This window comes from Paraburkholderia sp. TE9906 (genome assembly GCF_056279605.1).
Genome location: NZ_JBWCCT010000001.1, coordinates 280,345 through 304,149 on the forward strand (window position 1 = coordinate 280,345; position 23,805 = coordinate 304,149).

At 64.9% G+C, this 23,805-nt stretch carries 20 protein-coding genes; 10 read left to right on the top strand and 10 right to left on the bottom strand.

Annotated elements, in window-relative coordinates; translation table 11 throughout:
- Window positions 1-109 precede the first annotated feature (109 nt).
- On the top strand, window positions 110-556 hold the full coding sequence (locus tag ACZ9H4_RS01250) for a response regulator transcription factor (RefSeq protein WP_408139119.1): 447 nt from the start codon (window positions 110-112) through the stop codon (window positions 554-556).
- A gap of 12 nt (window positions 557-568) precedes the next feature.
- Here ACZ9H4_RS01250 and ACZ9H4_RS01255 read toward each other — a convergent pair whose 3' ends face one another.
- Entirely contained in the window at window positions 569-2,128 is a 1,560-nt protein-coding gene (locus tag ACZ9H4_RS01255; RefSeq protein ID WP_408151962.1) for a methyl-accepting chemotaxis protein, read from the bottom strand.
- Between the two features lie 225 nt (window positions 2,129-2,353).
- Window positions 2,354-2,893, bottom strand: coding sequence for a YbaK/EbsC family protein (locus tag ACZ9H4_RS01260; protein WP_408139123.1), 540 nt, complete (start codon window positions 2,891-2,893; stop codon window positions 2,354-2,356).
- A 299-nt stretch (window positions 2,894-3,192) separates the two neighbouring features.
- Between ACZ9H4_RS01260 and ACZ9H4_RS01265 the strand changes: the two genes are divergently transcribed.
- Both ACZ9H4_RS01265 and ACZ9H4_RS01270 read left to right on the top strand, forming a co-directional pair.
- Window positions 3,193-4,476, top strand: coding sequence for a YhjD/YihY/BrkB family envelope integrity protein (locus ACZ9H4_RS01265; RefSeq protein ID WP_408139125.1), 1,284 nt, complete (start codon window positions 3,193-3,195; stop codon window positions 4,474-4,476).
- Window positions 4,477-4,904: 428 nt separating this feature from the next.
- The gene (locus ACZ9H4_RS01270) at window positions 4,905-6,083 is read left to right on the top strand and encodes a porin (protein ID WP_408139127.1); all 1,179 of its coding nucleotides are present in this window, start codon (window positions 4,905-4,907) and stop codon (window positions 6,081-6,083) included.
- Between the two features lie 335 nt (window positions 6,084-6,418).
- On the opposite strand, the gene ACZ9H4_RS01275 is transcribed toward ACZ9H4_RS01270, so the two are convergent.
- The 8 genes from ACZ9H4_RS01275 to ACZ9H4_RS01310 all read right to left on the bottom strand — a co-directional run bounded on the left by ACZ9H4_RS01275 (window position 6,419) and on the right by ACZ9H4_RS01310 (window position 16,568).
- Entirely contained in the window at window positions 6,419-7,291 is an 873-nt protein-coding gene (locus tag ACZ9H4_RS01275) for a proteasome-type protease (RefSeq protein ID WP_408139129.1), read from the bottom strand.
- 211 nt (window positions 7,292-7,502) lie between these two features.
- Window positions 7,503-8,330 (bottom strand): transglutaminase family protein, encoded by an 828-nt coding sequence (locus ACZ9H4_RS01280; protein WP_408139130.1) that lies wholly within the window; start codon window positions 8,328-8,330, stop codon window positions 7,503-7,505.
- Between the two features lie 11 nt (window positions 8,331-8,341).
- Complete coding sequence (locus tag ACZ9H4_RS01285; protein ID WP_168666547.1) at window positions 8,342-9,292, bottom strand: alpha-E domain-containing protein; 951 nt, start codon at window positions 9,290-9,292, stop codon at window positions 8,342-8,344.
- Window positions 9,293-9,486: 194 nt separating this feature from the next.
- Window positions 9,487-10,896, bottom strand: coding sequence for a circularly permuted type 2 ATP-grasp protein (locus ACZ9H4_RS01290; RefSeq protein WP_408139131.1), 1,410 nt, complete (start codon window positions 10,894-10,896; stop codon window positions 9,487-9,489).
- Between the two features lie 375 nt (window positions 10,897-11,271).
- The gene (locus ACZ9H4_RS01295) at window positions 11,272-11,724 is read right to left on the bottom strand and encodes an HU family DNA-binding protein (protein ID WP_042326082.1); all 453 of its coding nucleotides are present in this window, start codon (window positions 11,722-11,724) and stop codon (window positions 11,272-11,274) included.
- A gap of 404 nt (window positions 11,725-12,128) precedes the next feature.
- Window positions 12,129-13,610 (bottom strand): MocR-like pyridoxine biosynthesis transcription factor PdxR, encoded by a 1,482-nt coding sequence (pdxR, locus tag ACZ9H4_RS01300; RefSeq protein WP_476118063.1) that lies wholly within the window; start codon window positions 13,608-13,610, stop codon window positions 12,129-12,131.
- 215 nt (window positions 13,611-13,825) lie between these two features.
- Window positions 13,826-15,367, bottom strand: a complete 1,542-nt coding sequence (locus tag ACZ9H4_RS01305; RefSeq protein ID WP_408323876.1) for a peptide MFS transporter — start codon at window positions 15,365-15,367, stop codon at window positions 13,826-13,828.
- A gap of 322 nt (window positions 15,368-15,689) precedes the next feature.
- Entirely contained in the window at window positions 15,690-16,568 is an 879-nt protein-coding gene (locus tag ACZ9H4_RS01310) for an IclR family transcriptional regulator (protein ID WP_408139137.1), read from the bottom strand.
- A gap of 309 nt (window positions 16,569-16,877) precedes the next feature.
- Between ACZ9H4_RS01310 and ACZ9H4_RS01315 the strand changes: the two genes are divergently transcribed.
- Genes ACZ9H4_RS01315 through ACZ9H4_RS01345 form a run of 7 tightly spaced genes read left to right on the top strand, consistent with a single transcriptional unit; the run spans window position 16,878 to window position 23,728 of the window.
- Window positions 16,878-17,969, top strand: a complete 1,092-nt coding sequence (locus ACZ9H4_RS01315; protein ID WP_408151959.1) for an ABC transporter ATP-binding protein — start codon at window positions 16,878-16,880, stop codon at window positions 17,967-17,969.
- Window positions 17,962-18,876: an ABC transporter permease gene (locus ACZ9H4_RS01320; RefSeq protein WP_408139141.1), complete on the top strand. Its 915-nt coding sequence runs from the start codon at window positions 17,962-17,964 to the stop codon at window positions 18,874-18,876. The genes ACZ9H4_RS01315 and ACZ9H4_RS01320 overlap by 8 nt, the downstream gene beginning before the upstream one ends.
- Window positions 18,877-18,903: 27 nt before the next feature.
- The gene (locus ACZ9H4_RS01325; protein WP_408139142.1) at window positions 18,904-19,698 is read left to right on the top strand and encodes an ABC transporter permease; all 795 of its coding nucleotides are present in this window, start codon (window positions 18,904-18,906) and stop codon (window positions 19,696-19,698) included.
- A 20-nt stretch (window positions 19,699-19,718) separates the two neighbouring features.
- The gene (locus ACZ9H4_RS01330) at window positions 19,719-20,099 is read left to right on the top strand and encodes a (2Fe-2S)-binding protein (RefSeq protein WP_408139550.1); all 381 of its coding nucleotides are present in this window, start codon (window positions 19,719-19,721) and stop codon (window positions 20,097-20,099) included.
- Window positions 20,096-21,529, top strand: coding sequence for an FAD/NAD(P)-dependent oxidoreductase (locus ACZ9H4_RS01335; protein ID WP_476118064.1), 1,434 nt, complete (start codon window positions 20,096-20,098; stop codon window positions 21,527-21,529). Before ACZ9H4_RS01330 ends, ACZ9H4_RS01335 begins: the two co-directional genes overlap by 4 nt.
- Window positions 21,522-22,649 (top strand): NAD(P)/FAD-dependent oxidoreductase, encoded by a 1,128-nt coding sequence (locus ACZ9H4_RS01340; protein ID WP_476118065.1) that lies wholly within the window; start codon window positions 21,522-21,524, stop codon window positions 22,647-22,649. Before ACZ9H4_RS01335 ends, ACZ9H4_RS01340 begins: the two co-directional genes overlap by 8 nt.
- A gap of 32 nt (window positions 22,650-22,681) precedes the next feature.
- On the top strand, window positions 22,682-23,728 hold the full coding sequence (locus ACZ9H4_RS01345; RefSeq protein ID WP_476118066.1) for an ABC transporter substrate-binding protein: 1,047 nt from the start codon (window positions 22,682-22,684) through the stop codon (window positions 23,726-23,728).
- Window positions 23,729-23,805 lie beyond the last annotated feature (77 nt).

Sequence of the window (23,805 nt, forward strand, 5' to 3'; positions counted from 1 at the left end):
CGCGCAATTTTTACAGTATGTAGTTGTTGATGAAAGGTAAATTCCCCCACATACCTTTCTTTTTCACTACATTAGATGTTTCGCGCATGCAGGTCTTGCGGAGGCCCCAGTGACGAGACGAGTATCTCTTGACGATGAAACCGAATTTGCGATCTGGAATCGGCGCAGCGCGGCGGCCGAGCAGCCTTCGCGCCGCGTCCTGATCGCGCATCGCGACAAGGCCATCGGCGACTCGCTGGTGCGGCTGCTCTCGGTGAAGGGATACGATGCGATGTATGCCGCCGATCTGAACAGGTTGCAGTGCTTCCTGAAGCGTTGGAGTCCTCACGCGGTGTTGCTGGACACCCGGCTCGACTCGCCGGCGGGCTACCAGTTCACCCGCACGGTGCGCGCCGAACCCGCCCACGCCAATGTCCTTTTGCTGGCCATGAGCAATATCTGGCCGCTCGATCCGATCGGACCGCTTAAAGAAGCCGGATTCGACGGCCATTGCCGGCGGCCATGCTCGCTGTGGCGCGTGGTCGATATCCTCGAAAGCTACTTCGCGCCCGCGTGAGCGGGCGCCGGTTCAGCGCTGCTGCGGCAGCGTGAACACCGCAATCGCCGCGGACAACTGGCCGGTCTGCTCCTTCAGCACCTCTGCGGAAGCGCTCGCTTCCTCCACCAGCGCCGCGTTTTGCTGGGTCGTCTGATCCATGCTCGCGACCGCGATGTTGACCTGCTCGATGCCCGAGCTCTGTTCCACCGACGCCGCGCTGATCTCGCCCATGATGTCCGTCACGCGGCGCACCGCCAGCACGACTTCCTGCATGGTGTCGCCGGCGCGGCCGACGTACTGCGAGCCGCCCGCGATCTGCGCCGCCGACTCCTCGATCAGCGCCTTGATTTCCTTCGCGGCCGCCGCGCTGCGTTGCGCGAGCGTGCGCACTTCGCCTGCCACCACGGCGAAGCCGCGCCCTTCCTCGCCGGCGCGCGCCGCTTCGACCGCGGCGTTCAACGCGAGAATGTTGGTCTGAAACGCAATCCCCTCGATCACGCCGATGATGTCGCCGATCCGATGCGACGACTGCGAGATGCCGCGCATGGTCTCGACCACCTGGCCGACCACTTCGCCGCCGCGCGCCGCCGTCTCCGATGCGTTGTGCGCGAGCTGGCTGGCCTGCTTCGCGTTATCGGCGTTCTGCTTCACCGTCGCGGTGATCTGCTCCATGCTCGACGCCGTTTCGCCGAGCGCGCTCGCCTGCTGCTCGGTGCGGCGCGACAGGTCCGCGTTGCCGGCGGCGATCTCGTGGGACACCGTCGCGATCAGCATGGCGCCGCCGCGAATCTGCGTGATCGCCTGCGCGAGGCGATGCTGCATGCGCCGCATCGCGGCGAGCAGGCTGGTCTCGTCACCGGCTTTCGTCTCCACGACCACGTCGAGATCGCCGTCGGCGATCCGCGAGGCGATCTGCGCCGCGTAGGCCGGTTCGCCGCCGAGCTGCCGCAGGATGCTGCGCAGAATCACGCCGATCACGAGCGACACCAGCACGCTCAGCAGCAGCGCGGCGCCCGCGTACTTCATGAGCGCCGTGTAGAACGCGCTGTCGATGTCGTCGGTGTAGACGCCGGTGACGATGGTCCAGTCCCACGGCTTGTAGAGCCGCATGTAGTTGATCTTCGGCGCGAGCTGGCTCGAGCCCGGCTTCGGGAATTGCAGATGGACGAACGCTTCGCCTTCGCGCTGGGTTTGCTCCGAGCCTTCCTTGAACACATGCCGCCCGTCCGGATCGGTGACGCCCGTCATGTCCTTGCCGACCAGATCGGCGCGCGTGGCGTGCATCAGTACGCGCGCGTGGCTGTCTTCCAGCACGAGGTAGCCGCCGGCGCCGTCGTAGCGCATCGCGCGCAGGTCGTCCATCGCCGCGCGCTGCGCATCGGCGAGCGGCAGCGTGCCGGCCGCGGCGAGACCGTTATAGCGGTCCAGCACGCTGTGCGCGACGCTGACGACGCTCTTGAGCTCCGCCTGGCGGTCGGCGATCATCGTGTCGCGTGCTTTGAAAGCGCCCCACAGGCCGATCGCGAGAATACCCATGCACATCACAGCGAGCGCGAGCCAAAGCCGAACTTTCAGGCGAAACCGTTCCATCTCCGTATCCTTTGTACTTGTCGTCGGCATCCGCGCGAGCGCGCGCCGCGACGGTTCATGCCGACTGCTGGATTAACGGCGGAACAGGGGAAAACTTCAGGTTTTATCCTTCAATGCGGGTAGGTGGCCCGCAGCGGCCACCATACCGATGGAGAGCGGCGGCTTTTGCCGGCACGCGCGAGGTCATAGTCCAGTTCGCCTGACGGCACGGCGGGCGGTCCGGCCTCACTCGGCCGGCAACGTCAACGACGCGACTTCGCAGCGCGGCCACTGCCGCAGCACGTCGGGCGCGAGCAGCAGCTTGGCCGCGCGCACGCCTGCGCCCATCACGATCTGCGCGCGCTCCATCACGGCGGCGTCGACGAGGATGCGCCAGTCGGCCGGCAAGCCGAACGCGGTGATGCCGCCGAATTCCATACCACTGTGCTCCACCGCCTGCTCGCGTTTGGCGAACGAGAGCCGCTGCGCGCCCAGCGCCGCCTTCACCGCTCCGTTGATGTCGAGCCGCAGCGAACCCAGCGAGACCACCGCCGCGTAGTGCTCGGCGCCCTCTTTCTTGTAGCGGATCACGATCGTGTTCGCGCAGTCTTCAAGGCCGAAGCCATAGCGCGCGCTGAATGCGGCGGTGTCGGAGGCGTCGTCGGTGACCGAAAAGACCGTTACGCCATGAGCCGGCAACTGCTCGACCACGTGCACGGGCAAGTGCGCGCTCCATTGTTCCGCCGCAATGACGTCCAGCTGCTGTACGAGTTCGTGCGAGTGCATAGTGAATGAGCAAGGGGTTGAGAATGCCTCCGCATTCTAACGGCACACTTCGCCTGGCGCGCATCGCGTGGCGCGTGGCGCGCGTCCGGTCGGCATCGCCTCGCGTGCATCGCCAGCGTTCGGCGCATACCGGTCCACGGTTACCCGTTTCCCGCCACGCGTGCCCGCCGCGTTGTGTGCTTGTATATAGTGACAGGCACGAGGTTTGCGCAAGACACCCATGTGACGACTGCGTCGGGGCCACCTCGACGGCTCGCACACGGCGTATGCCAAGCCGGCATCCCATTGAGAAACACGACATGGACATCGACTCCCTTTCCTCCGCGAACCTCCAGCACGTGGCCCGCAGGCAGGCCAACTGGGCGCTCGGCGCATTCAGACAGTTCGCCGACGACCGCTGCGCCGCGATGGCCGCCAGCATCGCCTTCTATGCGGCCTTCTCGCTCGCGCCGACGCTGGTCATGGTGATCGCGGTGGCCGGCTGGTTCTTCGGCGCCGCCGCCGCGCGCGGCGAGCTGTACCACCACATCAACGGCTTGCTCGGCGACCAGGCCGCCGCGGGTGTCCAGACCATCGTCGAAAACGCGCATCACAGCGGCAGCGCGGGCGGCATCGCGGCGATCATCTCGTTTTCGGCGCTGGCGATCGGCGCGTCGGCCACGTTCTCGTCGCTCAATACCGCGCTCAATCAGGTGTGGCCTTACACCGGGCCGCGCACCTCCAGCGTGATCGCGCTGGTGCGGGTGCGTTTGATCTCGTTCGGACTGGTGCTGGGCGTCGCCTTCCTGCTGATCGTCTCGCTGGTGCTCGATACGGCCATCACGTTTGTCGGCAACTGGCTGTGGGGCGATTCGCCGTACGTGATGATCGGCAATCTGCTGCAACTCGGTGTCGGCCTCCTCGTGCTGGCGTTCGCGTTCGCCGCCCTGCTCAAGTTTCTGCCGGACGCCACGGTGCGCTGGCGCGACGCGTTCGTCGGCGGCATTGTCGCGGCCGTGCTGTTTTCGGCGGGCAAGAAACTGTTCGCGCTGTATCTGGCGCACGCGGGCATGGCGACGTCATTCGGAGCGGCGGGTTCGCTCGCCGTGCTGCTGATGTGGCTGTACTTCTCGGCCGTCGTGCTGCTGCTCGGCGCGGAATTTTCGGCGGCGCGCGGACGCCTGCACGATCCGCGCGGCGGCTGGGGCATGCAGGCAGGCGCGCCGCCGGGCAGCCGCGCGAAACTCGCGTCGGTGCTGGCGGCGTCAACGGTGCCGGGGTATACCGACGGGGCGGCAACCGGGGACGCTGCCCTCGCACCCGCGCGTGCAGCGCCGTCCGCGGTGGCCTCGGCAGCCGCTTCCCGCGCACCGGGGCGCAATGGCACCTCGGCGCGAGCGACCGCCGTCAAGGTTGGACGCGGCGTCGCCATGGCCGAAGCACAGGCCACCCGCCTCGCGGCTGACGCACTCGTCGAAGCCGGCCGCAAAGCGGCGGCGGCCGACCGCTATGTCAGGCGCAATCCGTGGACCTCAGTGCTGCTCGCCGCGGCGGCCGGACTGGCGGCGGCAACGGTGGCGCGCCGCACCGGCGACGATCGCTGACCAAAGGCGCCATCTCGAAGCCGCCATCCGCACGCCGGCGGTTCCGCCACTGCGCGGGCGGGAGGGGGTCGTCTACCCGGAGCACATCGATTCTGTCCAGCAGACCTCCCGGACACTACGTCTTTCCGTTTTTATGTTTCCGTTACGGAATCGTACAGACAAATAGACGACTTTATTACAAAAAGCATTCAATTCAATGCGAAATATGGCTACAAACGATTTGTCACTGTCAACAAAACAACAATAATGCTCAATCAACGAATAAATATTGCTCAAACAGAAACAATCCTTAACGTGCTTTAAATACAAGACCTTGCGCGGTTTGTCAGTTTTTGACGACACTCTTTTTTTTCCAGTTCTTGCCCGCAGACACCGTGAGCTATTCTCCTTTCCGCAACAACGAAACTAATCATCGCGTGGAGAAATAGATGAAACGAATCGCACTGTCTAGCCTCTCGCTGGCGCTCCTCGGCGTCACCGGCGTGGCACATGCTCAAAGCAGCGTCACCCTGTATGGCTTGATCGATGAATCGGTCCAGTACGTGAACAACGCCACCCCCAATGGTGGCTCCCTCGTGCAACTGGCTGGCGGCAACCTCCAAGGTAACCGTTTCGGCCTGAAGGGCACGGAAGACCTGGGCGGCGGCCTGAAGGCAGTCTTCCAGTTGGAAAACGGCTTTGACATCAACACCGGCAAGCTGCAGCAAGGCAGCCGCCTGTTCGGTCGTCAAGCTTACGTTGGCTTGTCGCACGACGCCTACGGTACGATCACGGCTGGCCGTCAGTACGACCCGCTGGTCGACATGATTCAGCCGCTGACGGGCGACAACTACTTCGGTAGCACGTTCGCAACGCCGGGCGACGTGGACAACAACGACAACAGCTCGCGCACGAACAGCGCGGTCAAGTACGTTTCGCCGGTGTTCGCAGGCTTCCAGTTCGAAGGTCTGTATGCACTGGGCGGTGTTGCAGGTCAAACGGGTTCGGGCCAAACCTGGGGTGCCGCGGGTACGTATGCAACGGGTCCGTTCAGCATCGCTGCTGGCTACCTCTCGATGAGCAACAACCACACGACGGCCCCCGTCCGTACGGGTTGGACCAGCACGTCGGATGGCATGTTTGACTCCGCAACCCCCGACGTAGCAGGCATCAACGCCGCCTACGCTAGCGCGTCGCGCGTCGGCATCGCTTCGATTGCCGTTCAGTACGTTACGGGTCCGTGGACCGGTAACCTGAGCTACAGCAACGCACAGTACTACCAGGACGGAAGCTCGAGCTTCGGTCAGACCCAGAAGTACGAAGTGGGTCGCGCCTATTTGGGCTATCAGATCACGCCGGCAGCGCTGCTGGGTGTTGGCTACGCGTACACGAAGGGTCACGGCGACTCGTCGGCGACGTATCACCAGGTGTCGCTGGGCGGCGATTACTCGCTCTCGAAGCGCACGGACTTGTACCTGGTTGGCGCATGGCAGCACGCAAGCGGCGAACAGCGTGATCCGACCACGGGTCAGCTCGTCTCCGCTACGGCTTCGATCGGTTCGTATGGCAATCAGGCGAGCACCGACAACCAGGTCATGGTCAGCCTCGGTATCCGTCACAAGTTCTGATCGGGACTTGCTACGTAGCTGAAAGCGACGTAGTAAAAAGCCAGCCAGAGGCAATGCCGATGGCTGGCTTTTTTTTGTCTCGCGGTTTGCGATACGACGCGCTCATGTGCGAGCGCAGAACCTGGTGCAAGCGACGCAACGACGGCGGCGGCAAAACAGAAAGGCCGTCGACGGGCCCCTTGCCGGACTCGCGGCGACCTTCGTCGATATCGCATAAGCGCACCGGCCGCCGATGTTGGTCCGTACGGAGCGCCTGCGGCCCACCGCGCCGCGTCTACTCTTTCCCCCGCTCTCACGCACCGCAAGCACACCGCTGCGGCCGCTTCCACACCGCTCTACCGCCGCTGCGTCTTCCCTCTATCCGCCTGCGCGAGGGTCTGCGCGGGCTTCGCGTCGAGTTCATGCTCGATGCCGTCGGCGCCGACCGGCGCGCGATGCAGCACCAGCGCCCGCTCACGCTGCAACGGCGGCACGTCGGCCGTGTCCTGCCAGTCAGGATCGGGAATCGAACCGAACACCTGGCGCAACTGCTCGCCCCACGTGTTGTGGATCATCTCGAAGTACGCGTTGCCGTGATCGATCGACACGAAACGCGTCACGCGTAGCGCGTCCTTCTCGTACACCAGCAGATCGAGCGGCAGGCCCACCGAGAGGTTCGAGCGCAGCGTCGAATCCATCGAGATCAGCGCGCACTTGGCGGCTTCGTCGAGCGGCGTGGAAGGCGTCAGCACACGGTCGATGATCGGCTTGCCGTACTTGGCCTCGCCAATCTGGAAGTACGGATTCACGGCCGACGCTTCGATGAAGTTGCCCGCCGAGTAGATCATGAACAGGCGCGTGCGGTTACCGGCGATCTGCCCGCCGAGAATGAAGCTGCAATTGAAATCGACGCCGAACTCCTGCAGCGCCTGCGCCTCGCGCTGATGCACGCAGCGCACCGCGCGGCCGACCACGCGCGCCGCGTCGGCCATCGTGGGGGCGCTCCAGAGCGTTGGCAACGCGGGGTCGGTGGGTTCGGACAACTCGTGCAACACCGCTTGCGTGAGCGACAGATTGCCGGCGCCCAGCAGCACGAGCATGCGCTCGCCCGGCTGCTCGAACACCGACATCTTGCGCGCCGTGCTGATGTGATCGACGCCCGCATTGGTGCGCGTGTCCGACAGGAACACGAGACCGTCGTCGACGGCCATCGCTACGCAGTAGGTCATAAGGTACCCGCGAAAAGCAACTGAACAGCGCTATTGTAATGCGGCGCGCATGCGTTTCTGTTCTGCGCCGCTCTTCTGCGCGTCTGTTCTGCGCCGCTGTCTGTATGTCGGCATTGACGGGCTCGTCCTGAAGGATGAGCGTTCGAGCGCTCCGCCGAAGCCCCGTGGCGAGCCAGAGCGCACGGGGTCCGCGAGGCGCCTTCCCGGCCATCTACTGAGGCTGCTGCGCGCTGACCGTCACCGACACCTTCAATTGCTCTTCGAGCCCGCCGATACGCCGTCCACGCACCGGCGCGGCGGCTTCGTAGTCGCGTGCGACGGCGAGCCGGCAGTAGATCTCGCTCGCAAACGCGGCATGCGTGACGTCGATCGAAATCCAGCCCTTGCCGTCGAGCCACACGTCCACCCATGCATGACTCGCGCCGTGCGGCGCCGCGGAGGAGGCTTCCATCGCGGACAGGTCGCCGGGTTCGATATAGCCGCTCACGTAGCGCGCCGGAATGCCGCGCGCGCGGCAGCACGCCAGCATCAGATGCGCATGGTCCTGGCACACGCCGTTGCCGAGCGCGAGCGCCTGGGCCGCCGTGCTGGTGACTTCGGTGATGCCCGGGCGGTACTTCACGCGCTGCACGATCTGCTCGGACAGCTCGATCAGATTTGCCGAACTCGCGAGGCTCGGCACCGATTCGGCCAGTTCGCGGATCGCCGCGTCGGCCTCGGTCAGGCGCGTCGAGCAGGTGAAATGTTCGAGCGGAATCGGGCCGACCGCGTCGCGCAGCAGACCGTCGACGAGCGGAATCGTGTCCACTTCGCCGGACACCTGCAGACGGATCTCGCTATGCGGCTTGTTGATGACCAGCGTATGCAGCACGTTGCCGTACGCATCGAAGGTCGCGTCGAGCTTGCCCGGCGCATCGATGCTCCAGCGCCGCACGACCTGGGCGGCGCCGCTCGCCGGCGTCAGGCGCAATTGCTGGATCGAATAATGGACCGTCGCTTCGTAGCGATACGACGTGTCGTGGCGGATCGTCAGGTACATAGAAAACTCCGTCAGGCGACTGGCAGCATCAGATAGGTACGCGCGACCAGATTGCCCAGCTCGAACACGCGAGCGAGAAACTGAGTCAGATAGGCGTGCAGGCCGGCTTCGAAAATCTGCCGGATATCGGAATAGACCAGCTCGGCGCGCAGCTTGCCGGCGAAACGCTCACACTGATTCGAGCCCGACGTGCGCAGCATCGCCAGATTCGTGCAGACGCCGTCGACCGACGCGAGCAGCGAGCGCGGCATCTGCTGGTTCAGGATCATCAGTTCGACCACACGCGCCGGCGTGACGACGTCGCGATACACCTTGCGGTAGATTTCGAGCGCCGACACCGAACTCAGAATCGAGGTCCAGTAATAGAAGTCTTCGAGCTGGCGCGCGGCGTCGCGTGAATTCGGTTCGACGTCCGCGAAGCGCACGTCGAGAATCCGCGCGGTGTTGTCGGCGCGTTCGAGGTAGGTGCCGAGCTGCGTGAAGAAGAACGCGTCGTCCTGCAGCGCGGTACCGATCGTCACGCCGCGCGACAGATGCGAGCGGAACTTCACCCATTCGAACAGCGCGCCCGGATTGTGCGCCGCCTGCCCGGACGAAATGCGTTCGTTGAATTCGAGCCACGTGTCGTTGATGGTTTCCCACCATTCGGTCGTCAACGTGCCGCGCACCGCGCGGGCGTTTTCGCGCGCGGCCTGCAAGCACGAATGAATGCTCGACGGATTGTTCGCATCCGCGACCATGAAGTCGAGCACGTGTTCGCGGGTCGGTTCGTCGTAGCGCTGTGCAAACGCGCTTTCGAGCTCGGAGATGCGCAGCACCGAACGTTGCGCGCGCGCCTCCTGTTCGGACGTCTGCGGCAAAAGCAGCGCCTTCAGATTGATGTCGAGCATGCGGGCGGTGTTCTCCGCGCGCTCCATGTAACGGGCCATCCAGAAAAGGTGATCGGCGGTGCGGCTTAGCATGACGGCGTTCCGTATCTGATGAGGCGAGGCTTACGCAAAAAGTAAAAGTACAGGCTCGCTGGTTATCCGGATGCGCGGGCGGCGTGCCGCGTGTTGCGTACTACATATGGCATGCCGCCGCTGCGCGCTGGGCTGCGAACGCGCCCGCCCGGCTGCCCGACGAGAGCGGCGGCGGCAAGCGCATTGCAATCGCGTCAGTCGACCATCCACGTATCTTTGGTCCCGCCTCCCTGCGACGAATTGACGACGAGCGACCCCTCCTGCAACGCGACGCGCGTGAGGCCGCCCGCCACCATCGTGACGGTCTTGCCCGACAGCACGAACGGCCGCAGGTCGATATGGCGCGGCGCGATGCCCGCTTCGACAAAGGTCGGACACGCGGACAGCGCGAGCGTGGGCTGCGCGATATAACCGGCCGGGCGCGCGATCAACCGTTCACGGAATGCCTCGATCTCGGCTGTGGTCGAGGCCGGTCCCACCAGCATCCCGTAGCCGCCCGCGCCATGCACTTCCTTGACCACCAGCTCGGGCAGATGCGCGAGGGTGTACGCCAGATCGTCGGGCTTGCGGCACTGGAACGTCGGCACGTTGTTGAGGATCGGCTTTTCGCCGAGGTAGAACTCGATCATCTCCGGCACGTACGGGTAGATCGATTTGTCGTCGGCGATGCCGGTGCCCATCGCGTTGGCGAGCGCCACGCGGCCGGCGCGATACGCGGTCAGCAAGCCCGGCACGCCGAGCGCCGAGTCGGTGCGGAACGCGAGCGGATCGAGAAAGTCGTCGTCGACCCGGCGATAGATCACGTCGACGCGCTTCGGCCCCTGCGTGGTGCGCATGAACACGTAGTTGTCGTCGACGAACAGGTCTTTGCCTTCCACCAGTTCGACGCCCATCTGCTGCGCGAGGAAGGTGTGTTCGAAATACGCGGAGTTGTACATGCCCGGCGTGAGCACCACCACGACCGGATCGTCGACGCCTTCGGGTGCAACCGAGCGCAACGTATCGAGCAGCAGATCGGGATAATGCGCGACCGGCGCGATGCGGTTCTGCACGAACAGTTCGGGGAAAAGCCGCATCATCATCTTGCGGTTTTCGAGCATATAGGAGACGCCCGACGGCACCCGCAGATTGTCTTCGAGCACGTAGAACTCGCCCTCGTCGCCCGCGCGCACCACGTCGACCCCGGCAATATGCGCGTAAACACCGAGCGGCACATTCACGCCCTGCATCTCGGGCCGGTACTGCGCATTGGTATAGACCTGCTCGGCCGGCACGATGCCGGCGCGCACGATGTTGCGATCGTGATAGACGTCGTGGATGAACAGATTGAGCGCCCGCACGCGCTGACGCAGACCGGCTTCGAGCGTCTGCCATTCGCCGCGCGGAATGATGCGCGGGATCAGGTCGAAGGGAATCAGCCGCTCCGTGCCGGACAGATCGCCGTTCACCGCGAAGGTGATGCCGACCCGGCGAAACAGCAAGTCCGCTTCCGCACGCTTGCGTGCGATCGCCTCGTTGCCCTGCTTGACCAACCATCGCTCGAAGCGTGCGTAGTGTGGCCGCACGGCATCGTCATGATGACGCATCTCGTCATAGCATCGCATGTCACGCCCCGCTCTTGTTGTCGGATAGAAGGCGAATGCGCTGCGCATTCGGTGTTCGACAATCGATCAAGCAAGCGCTATGCCATTGAGCTTTTAGCGTATGGAACACGTTGCATGCACGCTAACAGCGCATCCCGCGCCGGCAAGGCTTCGCTGCCATCGTACTGCGGCGGATCACGATGCGCCAGTACAGTGCATTCGCGGCACCGTGATGCACGCGAGCAGCACTCGCACGCTGACGACGCACAAAAAAAGTCCCCGTGGATTTTCATCCACGGGGACTTCGAGACAACTGGCACGACGGACCGGATCAAACGTCAACCATGGTCAAGTCAAACCCTGATGGCCGACACCACGGCAACGCTCGATGCGCGATCAGCCTGCTGCAGCGTCTTTCAGCTTCTTCAGCGCACGTGCCTTGATGCGCACGCTAGCCGGCTTGGCCGGGAACCAACGCTCTTCGCCCGAGAACGGGTCTTTGCCGAAGCGCTTCTTCTTCGCCGGCACAGCTTGCACGACGATCTTCAGAAGACCCGACAGCGTGAATTCGCCAGCGCCCTTCTTGTGGACGGCGCCGAGGATCGTGTCTTCGAGCGCGGCCAACACGGCCTTGGCGGTCTTCGGTTCGACAGCAGCGCGTTCAGCGACGTGAGCAGCCAACGAGGCCTTCGTGAAGGTGTCCTTGATCGGCGACGGTGCGCTGGAAGCCTTCACGGCGACCTTCTTAGCTGCGACGGCCTTCTTCGCAGGGACTTTCTTTGCAGCAACCTTCTTGGTCGGTACCGGGGCAGCAGCCTTCTTGGCCACCTTTTTTGCGGAAGTCGGCATGTTTCTCCTACCTGTTGTGGTCAGTGAATTGCAAGAAGCGCACACCGTATGTGCACGCTTCAACGCCGGATTCTACAAGCGCTAATACGATTTGCGCGACTCTTTTGTGTATTCCCGCGAAGGTTTGTTGCGTGGCGCAGACTCCGCAACACATTTTGATGCTTGTTTTAGCGGGTAAACGCGTGTCGGCGAGCCGCGCAACACGAACACGTAACGCACGTTACAGTTCGTTTCGATGCATGTATATAGGCACATTCGTCTTCGGCGTACGGCTGCGCGAGGTGCTTTGCGATGGCGAAGAACGCATTGTTAAACCTCGATTCGGGCGTGCGCCAAAGCGCAACCGATGACAATTCGACCGCGGCATAACGCGCCCCCGCACGAACCTGGGCTGCCGACAAGCGTCAATGCGCCACACGCGGCAGGATCGCGGCGAGGGTCGTGAGCGCCGCATCGATGTGTTCGACCGCGATGCTCCCATAGCCGAACATCAGGCCGGGCCGCGGCTGCGCATGCAGATGAAACGGCGCCAACCCATACAAGCCGATCGACGCCTCGCGCGCCGCATCGACCACCGCCAGCTCCGTCAACGGCGCGCGCAGACGCGCCGCCATGTGGATGCCGGCGGTCGGCACGATCGGCTCGAACCACGGCGCGAGGTCGCCGTGCAGATGGTCGAGCAGCATCGCACGCCGCGCCGCGTAGATCTTGTGCATGCGCCGCAGATGCTTGGCGAAGTCGCCGTTGAGCATGAAAGACGCGAGCGCGGTTTGCGTGAGCGTGCAGCCATGCCAGTCGGCGATCTGACGCGCCTTGACGAGCGGACCATAGAGCGACGCAGGCGGCACCACGTAGCCGACCCGCAGCTCCGGAAAGATCGTCTTCGAGAATGTCCCCACGTAGGCGACCAGTCCGGCGCGATCGAGGCTCTTCAGCGGCTCCATCGGCCGGCCTTCGAAGCGGTATTCGCAGTCGTAGTCATCCTCGATGATCACCGCGCCGCGCTTTTGCGCCCACTCGAGCAGTTCGACGCGACGCTCGAGGCTCATCGGCATGCCGAGCGGAAACTGATGCGACGGCGTCACGTAGACGAGCCGCGCCTTGTCCGGCAGCTTGCTGACGATCAACCCTTCACTGTCCACCGGCACCGGCACGACGCGCGCGCCGGTGGCCTTGAAACACGCAAGCGCGGGGGGATAACCGGGGTCTTCGAGCGCGGCGATTTCGCCGGGCCGCAGCGTGATGCGCGCCATCAGATCGAGCGCGTGCTGCGCGCCCTGCGTGACGATCACGTCTTCCCAATTGCTCGCCACCGCCCGGTTGAACGCGAGGTAGCGAGAGATCGCGAGGCGCAACTCCTGCTCCCCCGCCGCGTCGCGATAGGTGCCGGGGCCGCGCGCCTGCGTACGCAACGCGTGATTCACGCAGCGGCGCCAGACGTCGAAAGGGAACAGCGCCTTGTCGGTCGCGCCGCCGACGAAATCCTGCGGCGACGGCACCGACGGCCGCGGCAGCGGCACGCGCTCGGGCATCTGTTCCCACAGCGGCTGGGCGCGCGCGGCGGCGGCTTTGGCCTTCGCCAGGGACCGCTCGCGCGACGACTCCGCCGCGCGCGCCTGCGCGGAGCGTTCCACCGGCAAACGCTCGAGACCGTCGGCGACGAAAGTGCCCGACCCGGCGCGTGCGCTCAGATAGCCCTCGGAGAGCAGCCGCTCGAAGACGTCGAGCGTGGTCTTGCGCGACACGCCCAGTTGCGTCGCGAGATCGCGCGTTGACGGCAGCCGCGTGCCGCCGGCGAGCCGTCCTTCGACGATGCCGGCGCGCAACTGCCGATAGATCTGTCCGGCCAGATCGTGATGCCCTTCGACCGCGAGATGAATGTCCATTCGGGTGGTTACCCCAAATACCAGGGAAATGGTTGTTTCGAAAGACCACTGACGAACGTAAGCTTACCCTTGGCGCTGCTATCGCAACGGGTATAGACGAAGAGGGCCGCGCGCCTGAAATGCAAAATGGCGCGACTTGCTGGGCAAGGCGCGCCATTTTGACCGTGTGTGGGCCGCGCGAAAGTGGCTCACACCACTTTCGCAGCTACAGCGGATTACTCTGCCGCCACGCTGTCAATTGCCGCGTTTTGCCGCGCACTCTCCCGCGCTTCATCGCCGCAACGCTGATGTTCGCGCGAGAGCTTGCGCATCAGCGGCAGCAACAGGACCGCCACCAGCGCGCCGGCCGCCGCGAGCCAGCCCAGGCCGTTGAACAGCCTGGTGTAGAGCGGCAACGATTCGAGCGGATCGAGATTGCCGGCCGGCATCTGCGCGAAGTTCGCGACCACGCTGCCGAGATACTGCGATACGCCGGTCGCCACGAAGTAAGCGCCCATCATGAAGCCGCTCATTCGCGCGGGCACGTAGCGGGCGATCATCGCGAGTCCCAGCCCGCTCACCAGCAGTTCGCCCAGTGAATACAGGCCGTAGCCGCCCACCATGAACCACGACGACACGCGGCCATCCACCGCATAGTTGCCGCTCGCCGCATACACGAAGAAGCCGGCCGCCACCACCGCGAAACCGAACGCGTATTTCACCGCCACCGGCACGTCCTTGCCGTTCCTCGCGAGCTTCGTGTACAGCAGCGCGAGCAATGGGCTCAGCAGCATGATCCAGATCGGGTTGAGCGCCTGGAACTGCGCGGCGCTCCACGTGAACAGCGTCGTGCCGAACAGCGTGAAACGCGGATCGACGTTGCGCAGCGCGAACAGCGTGAGCGAGGTCGACATCTGCACGTAGAACACGAAGAACAGGATCACCTGCACGGTCAGAATCAGCGCGGCGACGAGTCCCGCGCGCTCGGAGCGCTCGCACTTCATCAGCATGTAGCCGAAGATCGCCAGAATCGCGATACCCGCTGCATACACGCAGGCCACCGCAATCGCCTTGTGTTGCAGCACGAACATCGTCGCCGCGCCGAGCAGGAGGCCGCCGAGCGCGACCGCGCCGACACGTTTCCAGCGCACCGGTTCGGCATCCGGCGCGGAGCCGATATGCGCGAGCGTGCGGAACATGACGAAGTAGTTCACTACCGACAGCAGCATGCCCGCGCAGCACACCGCGAACGCCGCGTGCCAGCCCCAGTGGTCCTTGATCCACGGCGTGGCGAGCATCGACACGGTCGAGCCGATGTTGACCGCCATGTAGTAGATCGTGAACGCGCTGTCGATGCGCGCGTCATCGCCTTCGTAAATGCGGCGCACGAGGTTCGCCGCATTCGCCTTGAAGAGGCCGTTGCCGACCACGATCACGCCGAGCGACGCGTACATGTACGCGAGCTGGTCGTTAGGCAGCGCCAGCATGAAGTAGCCGGCGCTCAGCACGCCGGCGCCGAAGATCATCGTGCGCCGCGCACCGAGAATCTTGTCGCCGATCCAGCCGCCGATCGATGGCGACGCGTACACCAGCGCCGTGAACGCGCCCCACGTGAGCGTCGCGTGGCTGTCGGTGAAGTTCAGCTTGTCGATCATGAACAGCACCAGCAGCGCGGCCATGCCGTAATAGCCGAAACGCTCCCACATCTCGATCAGAAAGACTGTCGAAAACGAACGGGTCTGCGAGACGCGTGCGTCCGACGGGTGGGATGAATTCATCGTGTACCTCTTGTTCAAACAGTTACGGCGTCGCGCGAACGGGCCGCGCGGCGCGAAATACGGGATCTGGAAAAGCGGTCGGCCAAGCCTGCGCGGTTGGCGCATACGCGATAGCGTCATGACCGGCGTGCTCGTTCGCACGCTCATGCGCCAATTACCAGCGGAAAGACCAGAGGATGGGGTGTGGAGGCCCGCCTCGCGGTAAGCTGCGCCGCATCGGCCTCGGGCTCCGGCAAGCGGAGCGGGCTCAATGATAAAGCATCGCTGGAAAGGGGGACGCCGCGCGGGACGCCCCGCCCCTCAGCACCTGTTCTTCCGCCGCTTATCCCGTGATCCGCTCGGTCGTCATCGCGCGCGACAAACCATGCATCGGGCGACGCAGCGCGACGTCGAACGGATTGGTTTGCGGCCCGATCGCATCGGCCTGGCGACGCAGCAATTCCACCACCATCGGCAGACGGTCGTCGCCGAGGCGCGCGGCCAGCGTGCCGACGCTCAGCGCCGCCACCGCGACGCCGGTGCGGTCCAGAATCGGCACCGCCACGCCCGCCATGCCGTCTAGCACGCCGCTATTGCGCCCCGCATAGCCCAACTGGCGCACGCGTTCGATCTCGGTGCGCAAATACACTTCGTCGAGCACGCCGTAGCCGCGAATCCGCGGCACATTGAAACGAATGATTTCCTCGCGCTCCGCCTCAGGCAGAAACGCGAGGATCGCGAGGCTCCCCTGGCCGACACCCAACGCGACGCGTCCGCCGATATCGCCCGTGAACGAGCGGATCGGAAACGGCCCTTCGCAGATGTCGAGGCACACCGCGTCGAAACTGCTTTTGACGAGCAGGAAGATCGTGTCGCCAAGACTCGCGCACAGCCGCAACAACGCCGGACGGCACAGCGTGCGCATGCCGCTCGGATTGCCGGCCTGCGCCGCGAGCGCGAAGAAGTCCACGCTCAGCCGGTACAGCTTCGAGCTTTCGTCCTGTTCGACCATGCCCTCCGCCATCAACGCGTGGAGGATGCGGTGCACCGTGCCCTGCGTCAGCCCCACCGCTTTGGCGAGCCGGGTGACGCGGCCGCCGTCCGGTTGCGCTTCCGACAACGCCCGGATCACGGCAAAGGCTCGCTCCAGCATGCCCGGGCCGGGCGTGTCGCCCGTTTGGCCCGGTGCGGCAGCGGTATCTCGTTCGGCGGCAGCATTCATCCTGTTGGCTCTCAGTTATTTCATTGTCCGGAATACTATAAGACGTTTTGTCCGCAAACGGAATCTTTGGCTCACGCCGGTGATTCAACACTCCGCCGCTGATTCATAGGGATATTGCGGAGCCCGTGGAGCGGAATAGTTCATTTGCATCGCGTCAAATATATTCCGTGCAACGGAATTTTTTTCAATCATATCTCGCTAAACGGAATTTCAAATTGACGCCCGGTAATTTGGCTGGCTAGAGTCGCCTCCATCACGGCTCACAGCAGTCGCCGTTTGAACCGAGTCGAACCATCAAAAGGCCAGACCATGTCGTTCCTCACTCTCACCGATGTCGCCAAATCGTTCGGCAACCTGCAGGCGGTCACCGACGTGAACCTGTCGGTGGAAAAAGGCGAGTTCGTTTCGCTGCTGGGGCCATCCGGCTGCGGCAAGACCACCACGCTGCAAATGATCGCGGGCTTCGTCGAAACGACGCGCGGGCGCATCACGCTCGACGGCCGCGACATCACGCACATGAAGCCGAACAAACGCGGCCTTGGCATCGTGTTCCAGAGTTACGCGCTGTTTCCGCACATGAGCGTCGCCGACAACGTCGGCTTCGGTCTGGAGATGCGCAACATCGACAAGGCCGAGCGGCAGGAACGGGTGCGCGAAGCGCTCGCGCTGGTGCGGCTCGACACGCTGGCCCATCGCTTTCCGCGCGAGCTGTCCGGCGGTCAGCGGCAACGCGTGGCGATTGCCCGAGCGATCGTGATTGCCCCGCCGGTGCTGCTGCTCGATGAACCCATGTCGAATCTCGACGCCAAGCTGCGCGAAGACATGCAGTTCGAACTGCGCAGCATTCAACGCAAGATCGGCACGACCACGATCATGGTCACGCACGACCAGTCCGAAGCGCTGTCGATCAGCGATCGCGTCGTGGTGATGGAAGCCGGCCGCATCACGCAGATCGACACGCCGTACGAAGCGTACGAGCGCCCCGAGAACCGCTTCGTCTCGCAGTTCATCGGCAAGGCCAACATGCTGCCCGGCACGGTGGTGGCGCGCGACGGTGACGCGATCCGCATCGACCTCGGCCACGACCTCGCGGAAACCGGACGCACCGCGCAGTTGCCGGCGCGCGAGCGGGTGGTCGCGGTCGGCGACGCGGTGACCTTGTGCATCCGTCCGGAAAAGCTGCGGCTGTGCGCGCCGGGCACAGGCCGCGTGCGGGCCACCGTGACGAGCCGCTTCTTCCTCGGCAGCCAGTGGCTGTACCGGCTCGACAGCCGGCTCGGCGAAGTGCTGGTGTGCTGCCAGAACGAAGGCGCCGAGCCACTGCCGGAAGGCGCGGCGGTGGGTGTCGACTGGAACAGCGAAGCAATCCGCTTCATTCAACGGGATGCACACCATGGCTAGCACGCTGCCCGCCACCGACAACGGCAGCCGGCCATCCGGCGACGCGCGGCGCGCGCCGTGGCACGCGTTCCTGCCGCTCTGGCTGATGTGCGCGCCGGCCTTTCTGCTGTTCGCCGCACTCGTGCTGATTCCGCTCGTGATGACGCTGGTGCTGACCTTTTATCGCTTCGACCCGGCGAGCGGGCCGCTCGCCGCGTTCCAGTTCGGCAACTACATCGAGGTGCTCGGTTCCGCGTATTTCCACACGATCTTCCTGCGGACCTTCGGCATCGCATTTCTGGTCACGCTGCTGTGCGTCGCGATCGGCACGCCCGAAGCGTACGTGCTGTCGCGTATGCGCGATCCGTACCGCTCGATGTTTCTGCTGGTGATTCTCGCGCCGCTGCTGGTGTCGGTGGTGGTGCGCGCGTTCGGCTGGAGCATGCTGCTCAACAGCAACGGCCTCGTGAATCAGGCCTTCGGTCTGGTCGGCCTCGGCCCCTACAAGCTCGAATACACGACCTTCGCGATCGTCATCGCCCTCGTGCACGTGATGCTGCCGTTCATGGTGATCCCCGTATGGACCGCGTTACAGAAGCTCGACCCGCAAACGGAAAACGCCGCGCTCTCGCTAATGGCTTCGCCCGCTACCGTGCTGCGCCGCATCGTGTTGCCGCAACTCACGCCCGGCATTCTCTCGGGCAGTCTGATGGTGTTCGGTTTGTCGGCGAGCGCGTTCGCGATTCCCGGCCTGCTCGGCGGACGGCGTCTGAAAGTCGCCGCCACCGCCGTCTACGACGAATTCCTCGGCTCGCTGAACTGGCCGCTCGGCGCGACCATCGCGCTGCTGTTGCTGGTCGCGAACCTGATCGTGATGCTCACCTACTACCGGGTTCTGGAACGCAGGTACGCCAGAAGCCTGGGTTGATCGACTGCCTCATCGAGTGAAGACATCATGAGAAAAAACGGCCCCGTCGCGCTGATTTTCCACACGCTGGTGATTGCGTTCGTGCTCGCGCCGCTCGTGATCGTGGTGCTGGTCGCGTTCACGCCCGACGAAACGCTCACGCTCCCCACGCACGGCTTGTCGCTGCGCTGGTTCCGCGCGATCCTCAATTACCCGGACTTCATCTCCGCGTTCTTCAATAGCCTGAAGCTGGCATTCGCGTCGGCGACGTTGTCGCTGCTCGTCGCGCTGCCCGCCGCGCTCGCGATCGGCCGGGCGCGCTTTCCGGGCCGGGCGTTTCTGAACGGGCTGCTGCTCTCGCCGCTCGTGATTCCCGGCCTCGTGCTCGGTATCGCGCTGCTGCGCTTCTTCGCATTGATCGGCGCGACCGGTTCGTTCGCGTGGCTCGTGCTCGCGCACATGATCATCATCACGCCGTTCGTGATGCGGCTCGTGCTCGCTTCGGTGAGCGGCCTCGACCGCAGCGTCGAACATGCGGCGCACTCGCTCGGCGCCGACGCGTGGACCACGTTTCGCCGCATCACCTTCCCGATGATTCTGCCGGGCATTACCGGCGGCTGGCTGCTCGCGTTCATCAACAGCTTCGACGAACTGACGATGTCGATCTTCGTCACCTCGCCGCAAACCGTCACGCTGCCGGTGCGCATGTACATGTACGCGACCGAATCGATCGACCCGATGATGGCTTCCGTCTCCGCACTGGTGATCTTCATCACGGCCGGCGCGATGCTGCTGCTCGATCGCGCGTATGGACTGAACCGGATTCTGATCGGCCAGCACTGATGTCTTCTTCCTATTCTTCGATGCGATCCAGCCCGCCGCCGTCCTCCCATGCCGCCACGCGCGCAAGCGAGCCGCAATTCGTTCGTCTCGCCGAAACGCGGCGCGAGCCGCTGCGGTTTTTTCTCGATGGCCGCGAAGTCACTGCGCTGCAAGGCGACACGCTACTGACCGCGGTGCTGACGCACCAACGCCGCGTGCGCGAGAGCGAATTCAGCGGCGCGCCGCGCGCCGGCTTTTGCCTGATCGGCGCTTGCCAGGACTGCTGGATGCGCACCGAAGACGGCCGGCGTTTGCGCGCGTGCTCGACGCCGGTGACCGACGGCTTGCGCGTGCTCACGCGGTTTGCCGCGACCGAAGCCGGCACCGTTGCCGTTGCTCCCGTCGATGGAGACGCGCGATGAGCGACGAACGCCGCATCGTGATCGTCGGCGCGGGTCCGGCGGGCGTGCGCGCCGCGCAAACCCTGGTCGCGGCGGGCCTCAGGCCCGTCGTGATCGATGAAAACAGCCGCTGGGGCGGCCAGATTTATCGGCAACCGCCCGCTCACGGCGACTTTCAGCGCTCGAAAAAAGCACTCTATGGTTTCGAAGCGCACAAGGCCGACGCGTTGCATACGACCATGGCCGCGCTGCTGCCGCATCTCGACTATCGTCCCGACACGCTCGCGTGGGCCTGCGAAGCGGGCTGGCTCGATACGCTGCAAGCGGGACGCGAAACCCGCGTGCCGTTCTCGCACCTGATCATCGCGAGCGGCGCGACCGATCGCGTGCTGCCGCTGCCCGGCTGGACGCTGCCCGGCGTCTACACGCTCGGCGCGGCCCAGGTCGCGCTGAAGGCACAAGGCTGCGCAATCGGCCGTCGCGTCGTGCTGGCAGGCACCGGGCCGCTGCTCTACCTGGTCGCATACCAGTACGTCAAAGCGGGCGCGCAGGTGCTGGCGGTGCTCGACACCAGCCCGCTGTCGCAACAGATCGCCGCCGCGCCGAAACTCGCGCGTCTGCCGTCGACGTTCGCCAAGGGTCTGTACTACGTCGGCTGGCTGAAAACGCGTGGCGTGCGCATCGAACGCGCGGTGAAACTCGTGGGTATTCGCGGCGCAGAAGGTGTGGAGGCGATCGAGTGGCGCAAGCCGGGCGACGGCGCGGCGAGCGAAACGATCGCCTGCGACGCGGTCGGCATCAGCTTCGGACTGAAGCCGGAAACGCAACTCGCCGATCTCGCCGGTTGCCGTTTCCGTTTCGATCCGACCAACCGCTGCTGGCTGCCCGAACTCGACGCCGCCGGCCGCAGCTCGGTGCGCGGCATTTATCTTGCCGGTGACGGTGCGGGCATTGCCGGCGCCGACGCCGCCGAACTGGCGGGCCGCCGCGCGGCGCTCGCCCTGCTCGACGACCTCGGCATCGAGCCGCCGCGTGGCCCTGGTCTGCCCGACGCGGCGGCGCTCGAACGCGGCCTGAAACGTATCGCGGTGTTTCGCGAGGGCATCGAAGCGGCCTTCGCGCCGCCCGCGCGGTGCGCCGCGCAATGGCCCGACGACATGACCGTATGCCGCTGCGAAGAGATCGACGCGGGCACCGTGCGGCGCTGCATCCGCGGCGGCGAAGCGAACGAGATCAACCGGCTGAAGGCGCTCACGCGGGTCGGCATGGGCCGCTGCCAAGGGCGCATGTGCGGTGAAGCGGCGCTTGCGCTGCTCGCCGGGGAAACCGGCAAGCCGCTCGAAGCGGTCGGCCGCCTGCGCAGCCAGCCGCCCGTCAAACCGATTCCGCTTTCACCCGCGATGTACGCCGACGACCTCGCCGAGATCGCCAAGGAGGCCCGCGATGAGTGACGCGCTGCATTACGACGTCGTCATTGCGGGCGGCGGTCTCGTGGGTTCGTCGGCCGCATTGGCGCTCGCGCGGCGCGGCCTGCGCGTGGGCCTGTTCGAGCGGCGCTATTGCGGCGCGCAGGCGAGCGGCGTGAACTACGGCGGCGTGCGCTGCCAGGGCCGCCCGGCCGAACAGATGCCGCTCGCGATGCGCGCGCGGCGCATCTGGGACCGCTTGCCCGAACTGATCGGCATCGACGGCGAGTTCACGGTGTCGGGACATTTGCGGCTCGCGCGCAGCGAAGCCGATCTTGCCGCGCTGCAGGCATGGGCCGACATGGCGCGCGATTACGGACTGCGCTCGCAAGTGCTGGACGGCGCCGACTTCCGCCGACGCTACCCGTGGCTCGGCTCGGCAGCCATCGGCGGCTCGTTGTGCGCGAGCGACGGGCATGCGAACCCGCGTCTCGTCTCGCCCGCCTTCGCGCGCGCCGCGCGCGCCGCGGGTACGGACGTGCGCGAGCAGACCGAACTGACCGGCATTCATCACGACGGCACACGCTTTCAATTGCACGCCGGCGACACGCGCATCAGCGCCGACTGGCTCATCAACTCCGCCGGCGCATGGGCGAACAAGGTCGCGGGTCACTTCGGCGAGACCGTGCCGATGAAACCGATCTATCCGAACATGTGGGTCACCGAGCCGCTGCCGCTCTTCATCGCGCACAACCTCGGCGTGTACGGCGGCGGCATCTACGCGCGCCAGGTGGCGCGCGGCAATTGCGTGATCGGCGGCGGACGCGGTCATGGCGACGGCGAATACGGCCAGCCGTCGACACAAACCACGCGCGCCGTGATGCGCGACGCGTGCGCCTTGCTGCCCGCGTTGCGCGAGGCGTTGCTGATCCGCACGTGGAGCGGCGTCGAAGGCGAGACGGCCGACGGCAATCCGGTGATCGGCGCGAGCCGCACGGTGCCGCGTCTGTTGCACGCGTTCGGCTTTTCGGGCGGTGGCTTTCTGCTCGCGCCCGGCGTCGGCGAAGTCCTGGCCGATCTCGTGATCGACGGCGCCACGGCCACGCCACTCGACGCTTTCTCGATTGGCCGCTTTGCCGCGGCGACCACCTCATCCGTCGTTTAAGTCTCAAATCCAGTGAAACTCAGGAGCCCATAATGAAACAGTTCAAGACGCTTGCGGCACTCGCCGCCCTGTGTGCATTCGGCGCGGCCGCGCCGGCGTGGTCGCAAACCAAAACGATCTACATCGGCATGAACGGCGGTCCGATGGAAAAGGCCTATACGAGCCGGGTGCTGCCCGACTTCGAAAAGGCCAACAACGTGCACGTGGTGGTGGTGCCGGGCACCTCGTCGGATATTCTCGCGAAACTGCTCGCCAACAAGGCCAGCCCGCAGATTCACGTGGTGTTCCTCGATGACGGCGTGATGGCGCGCGCGGTCAGCATGGGCGTGTGCAAGAAGCTCGACGACTCGCCGGTGCTCAAGGAACTCTATCCGTTCGCGCGCATGAAGGACGACATGGGTGCGGGCGTGCAGTTGGGCATGACGGGCATCGCATACAACAAGAAGCTGTTCGCCGAAAAAGGCTGGGCGCCGCCGACTTCGTGGATGGACTTCGCCGATCCGAAGTACAAGGGCAAGGTGGTGTTCCAGTCGGCCTCGAGCAGCACCTTCGGGCTGCATGGCTTTCTCGCGATCAACCGGCTGATGGGCGGCAGCGAGCAGAACGTCGAGCCGGGCTTCACGAAATGGGCAAGCACGGTGGGCCCGAACGTGGTCGAGTACGTGCCGAATTCGGCGAAGATTTCCGAAATGGTTCAGACCGGCGAAGCGGGCCTGTTCCCGCTGACGCCGACCGGCGTCGGCGACCTGCAGGACAAGGGCATCCCGGTCGCTTATGTGAATCCGAAGGAAGGGCCGGTGCTGCTGCTGGTCGATCTGTGCGTGGTCAACAACAACCCCGATCCGCAATTGGCGCAAAAGCTCGCGCAATTCCTGCTGTCCGCGCCGGCCCAAACGAAAGCCGCCGAGGCCGGCAAGCAGATTCCGACCAACCATCTCGCGAAGATGACGCCGCCGATGCAGCAAAGCCTCGGCAACGTCGACGATCTGGTCCACAAGGTGACCGTGGTGGATTGGGACACGATCAACGCGCATCGCGCGCAGTGGGACACGCGCTGGAACCGTCAGATCGAGCGCTAAGTCCGCCGGGTTCAAGTTCAGCTTCGATGGAAGAAAACGCGCCTTGCCGCTACAAGGCGCGTTTTCTTTGGGGCGTA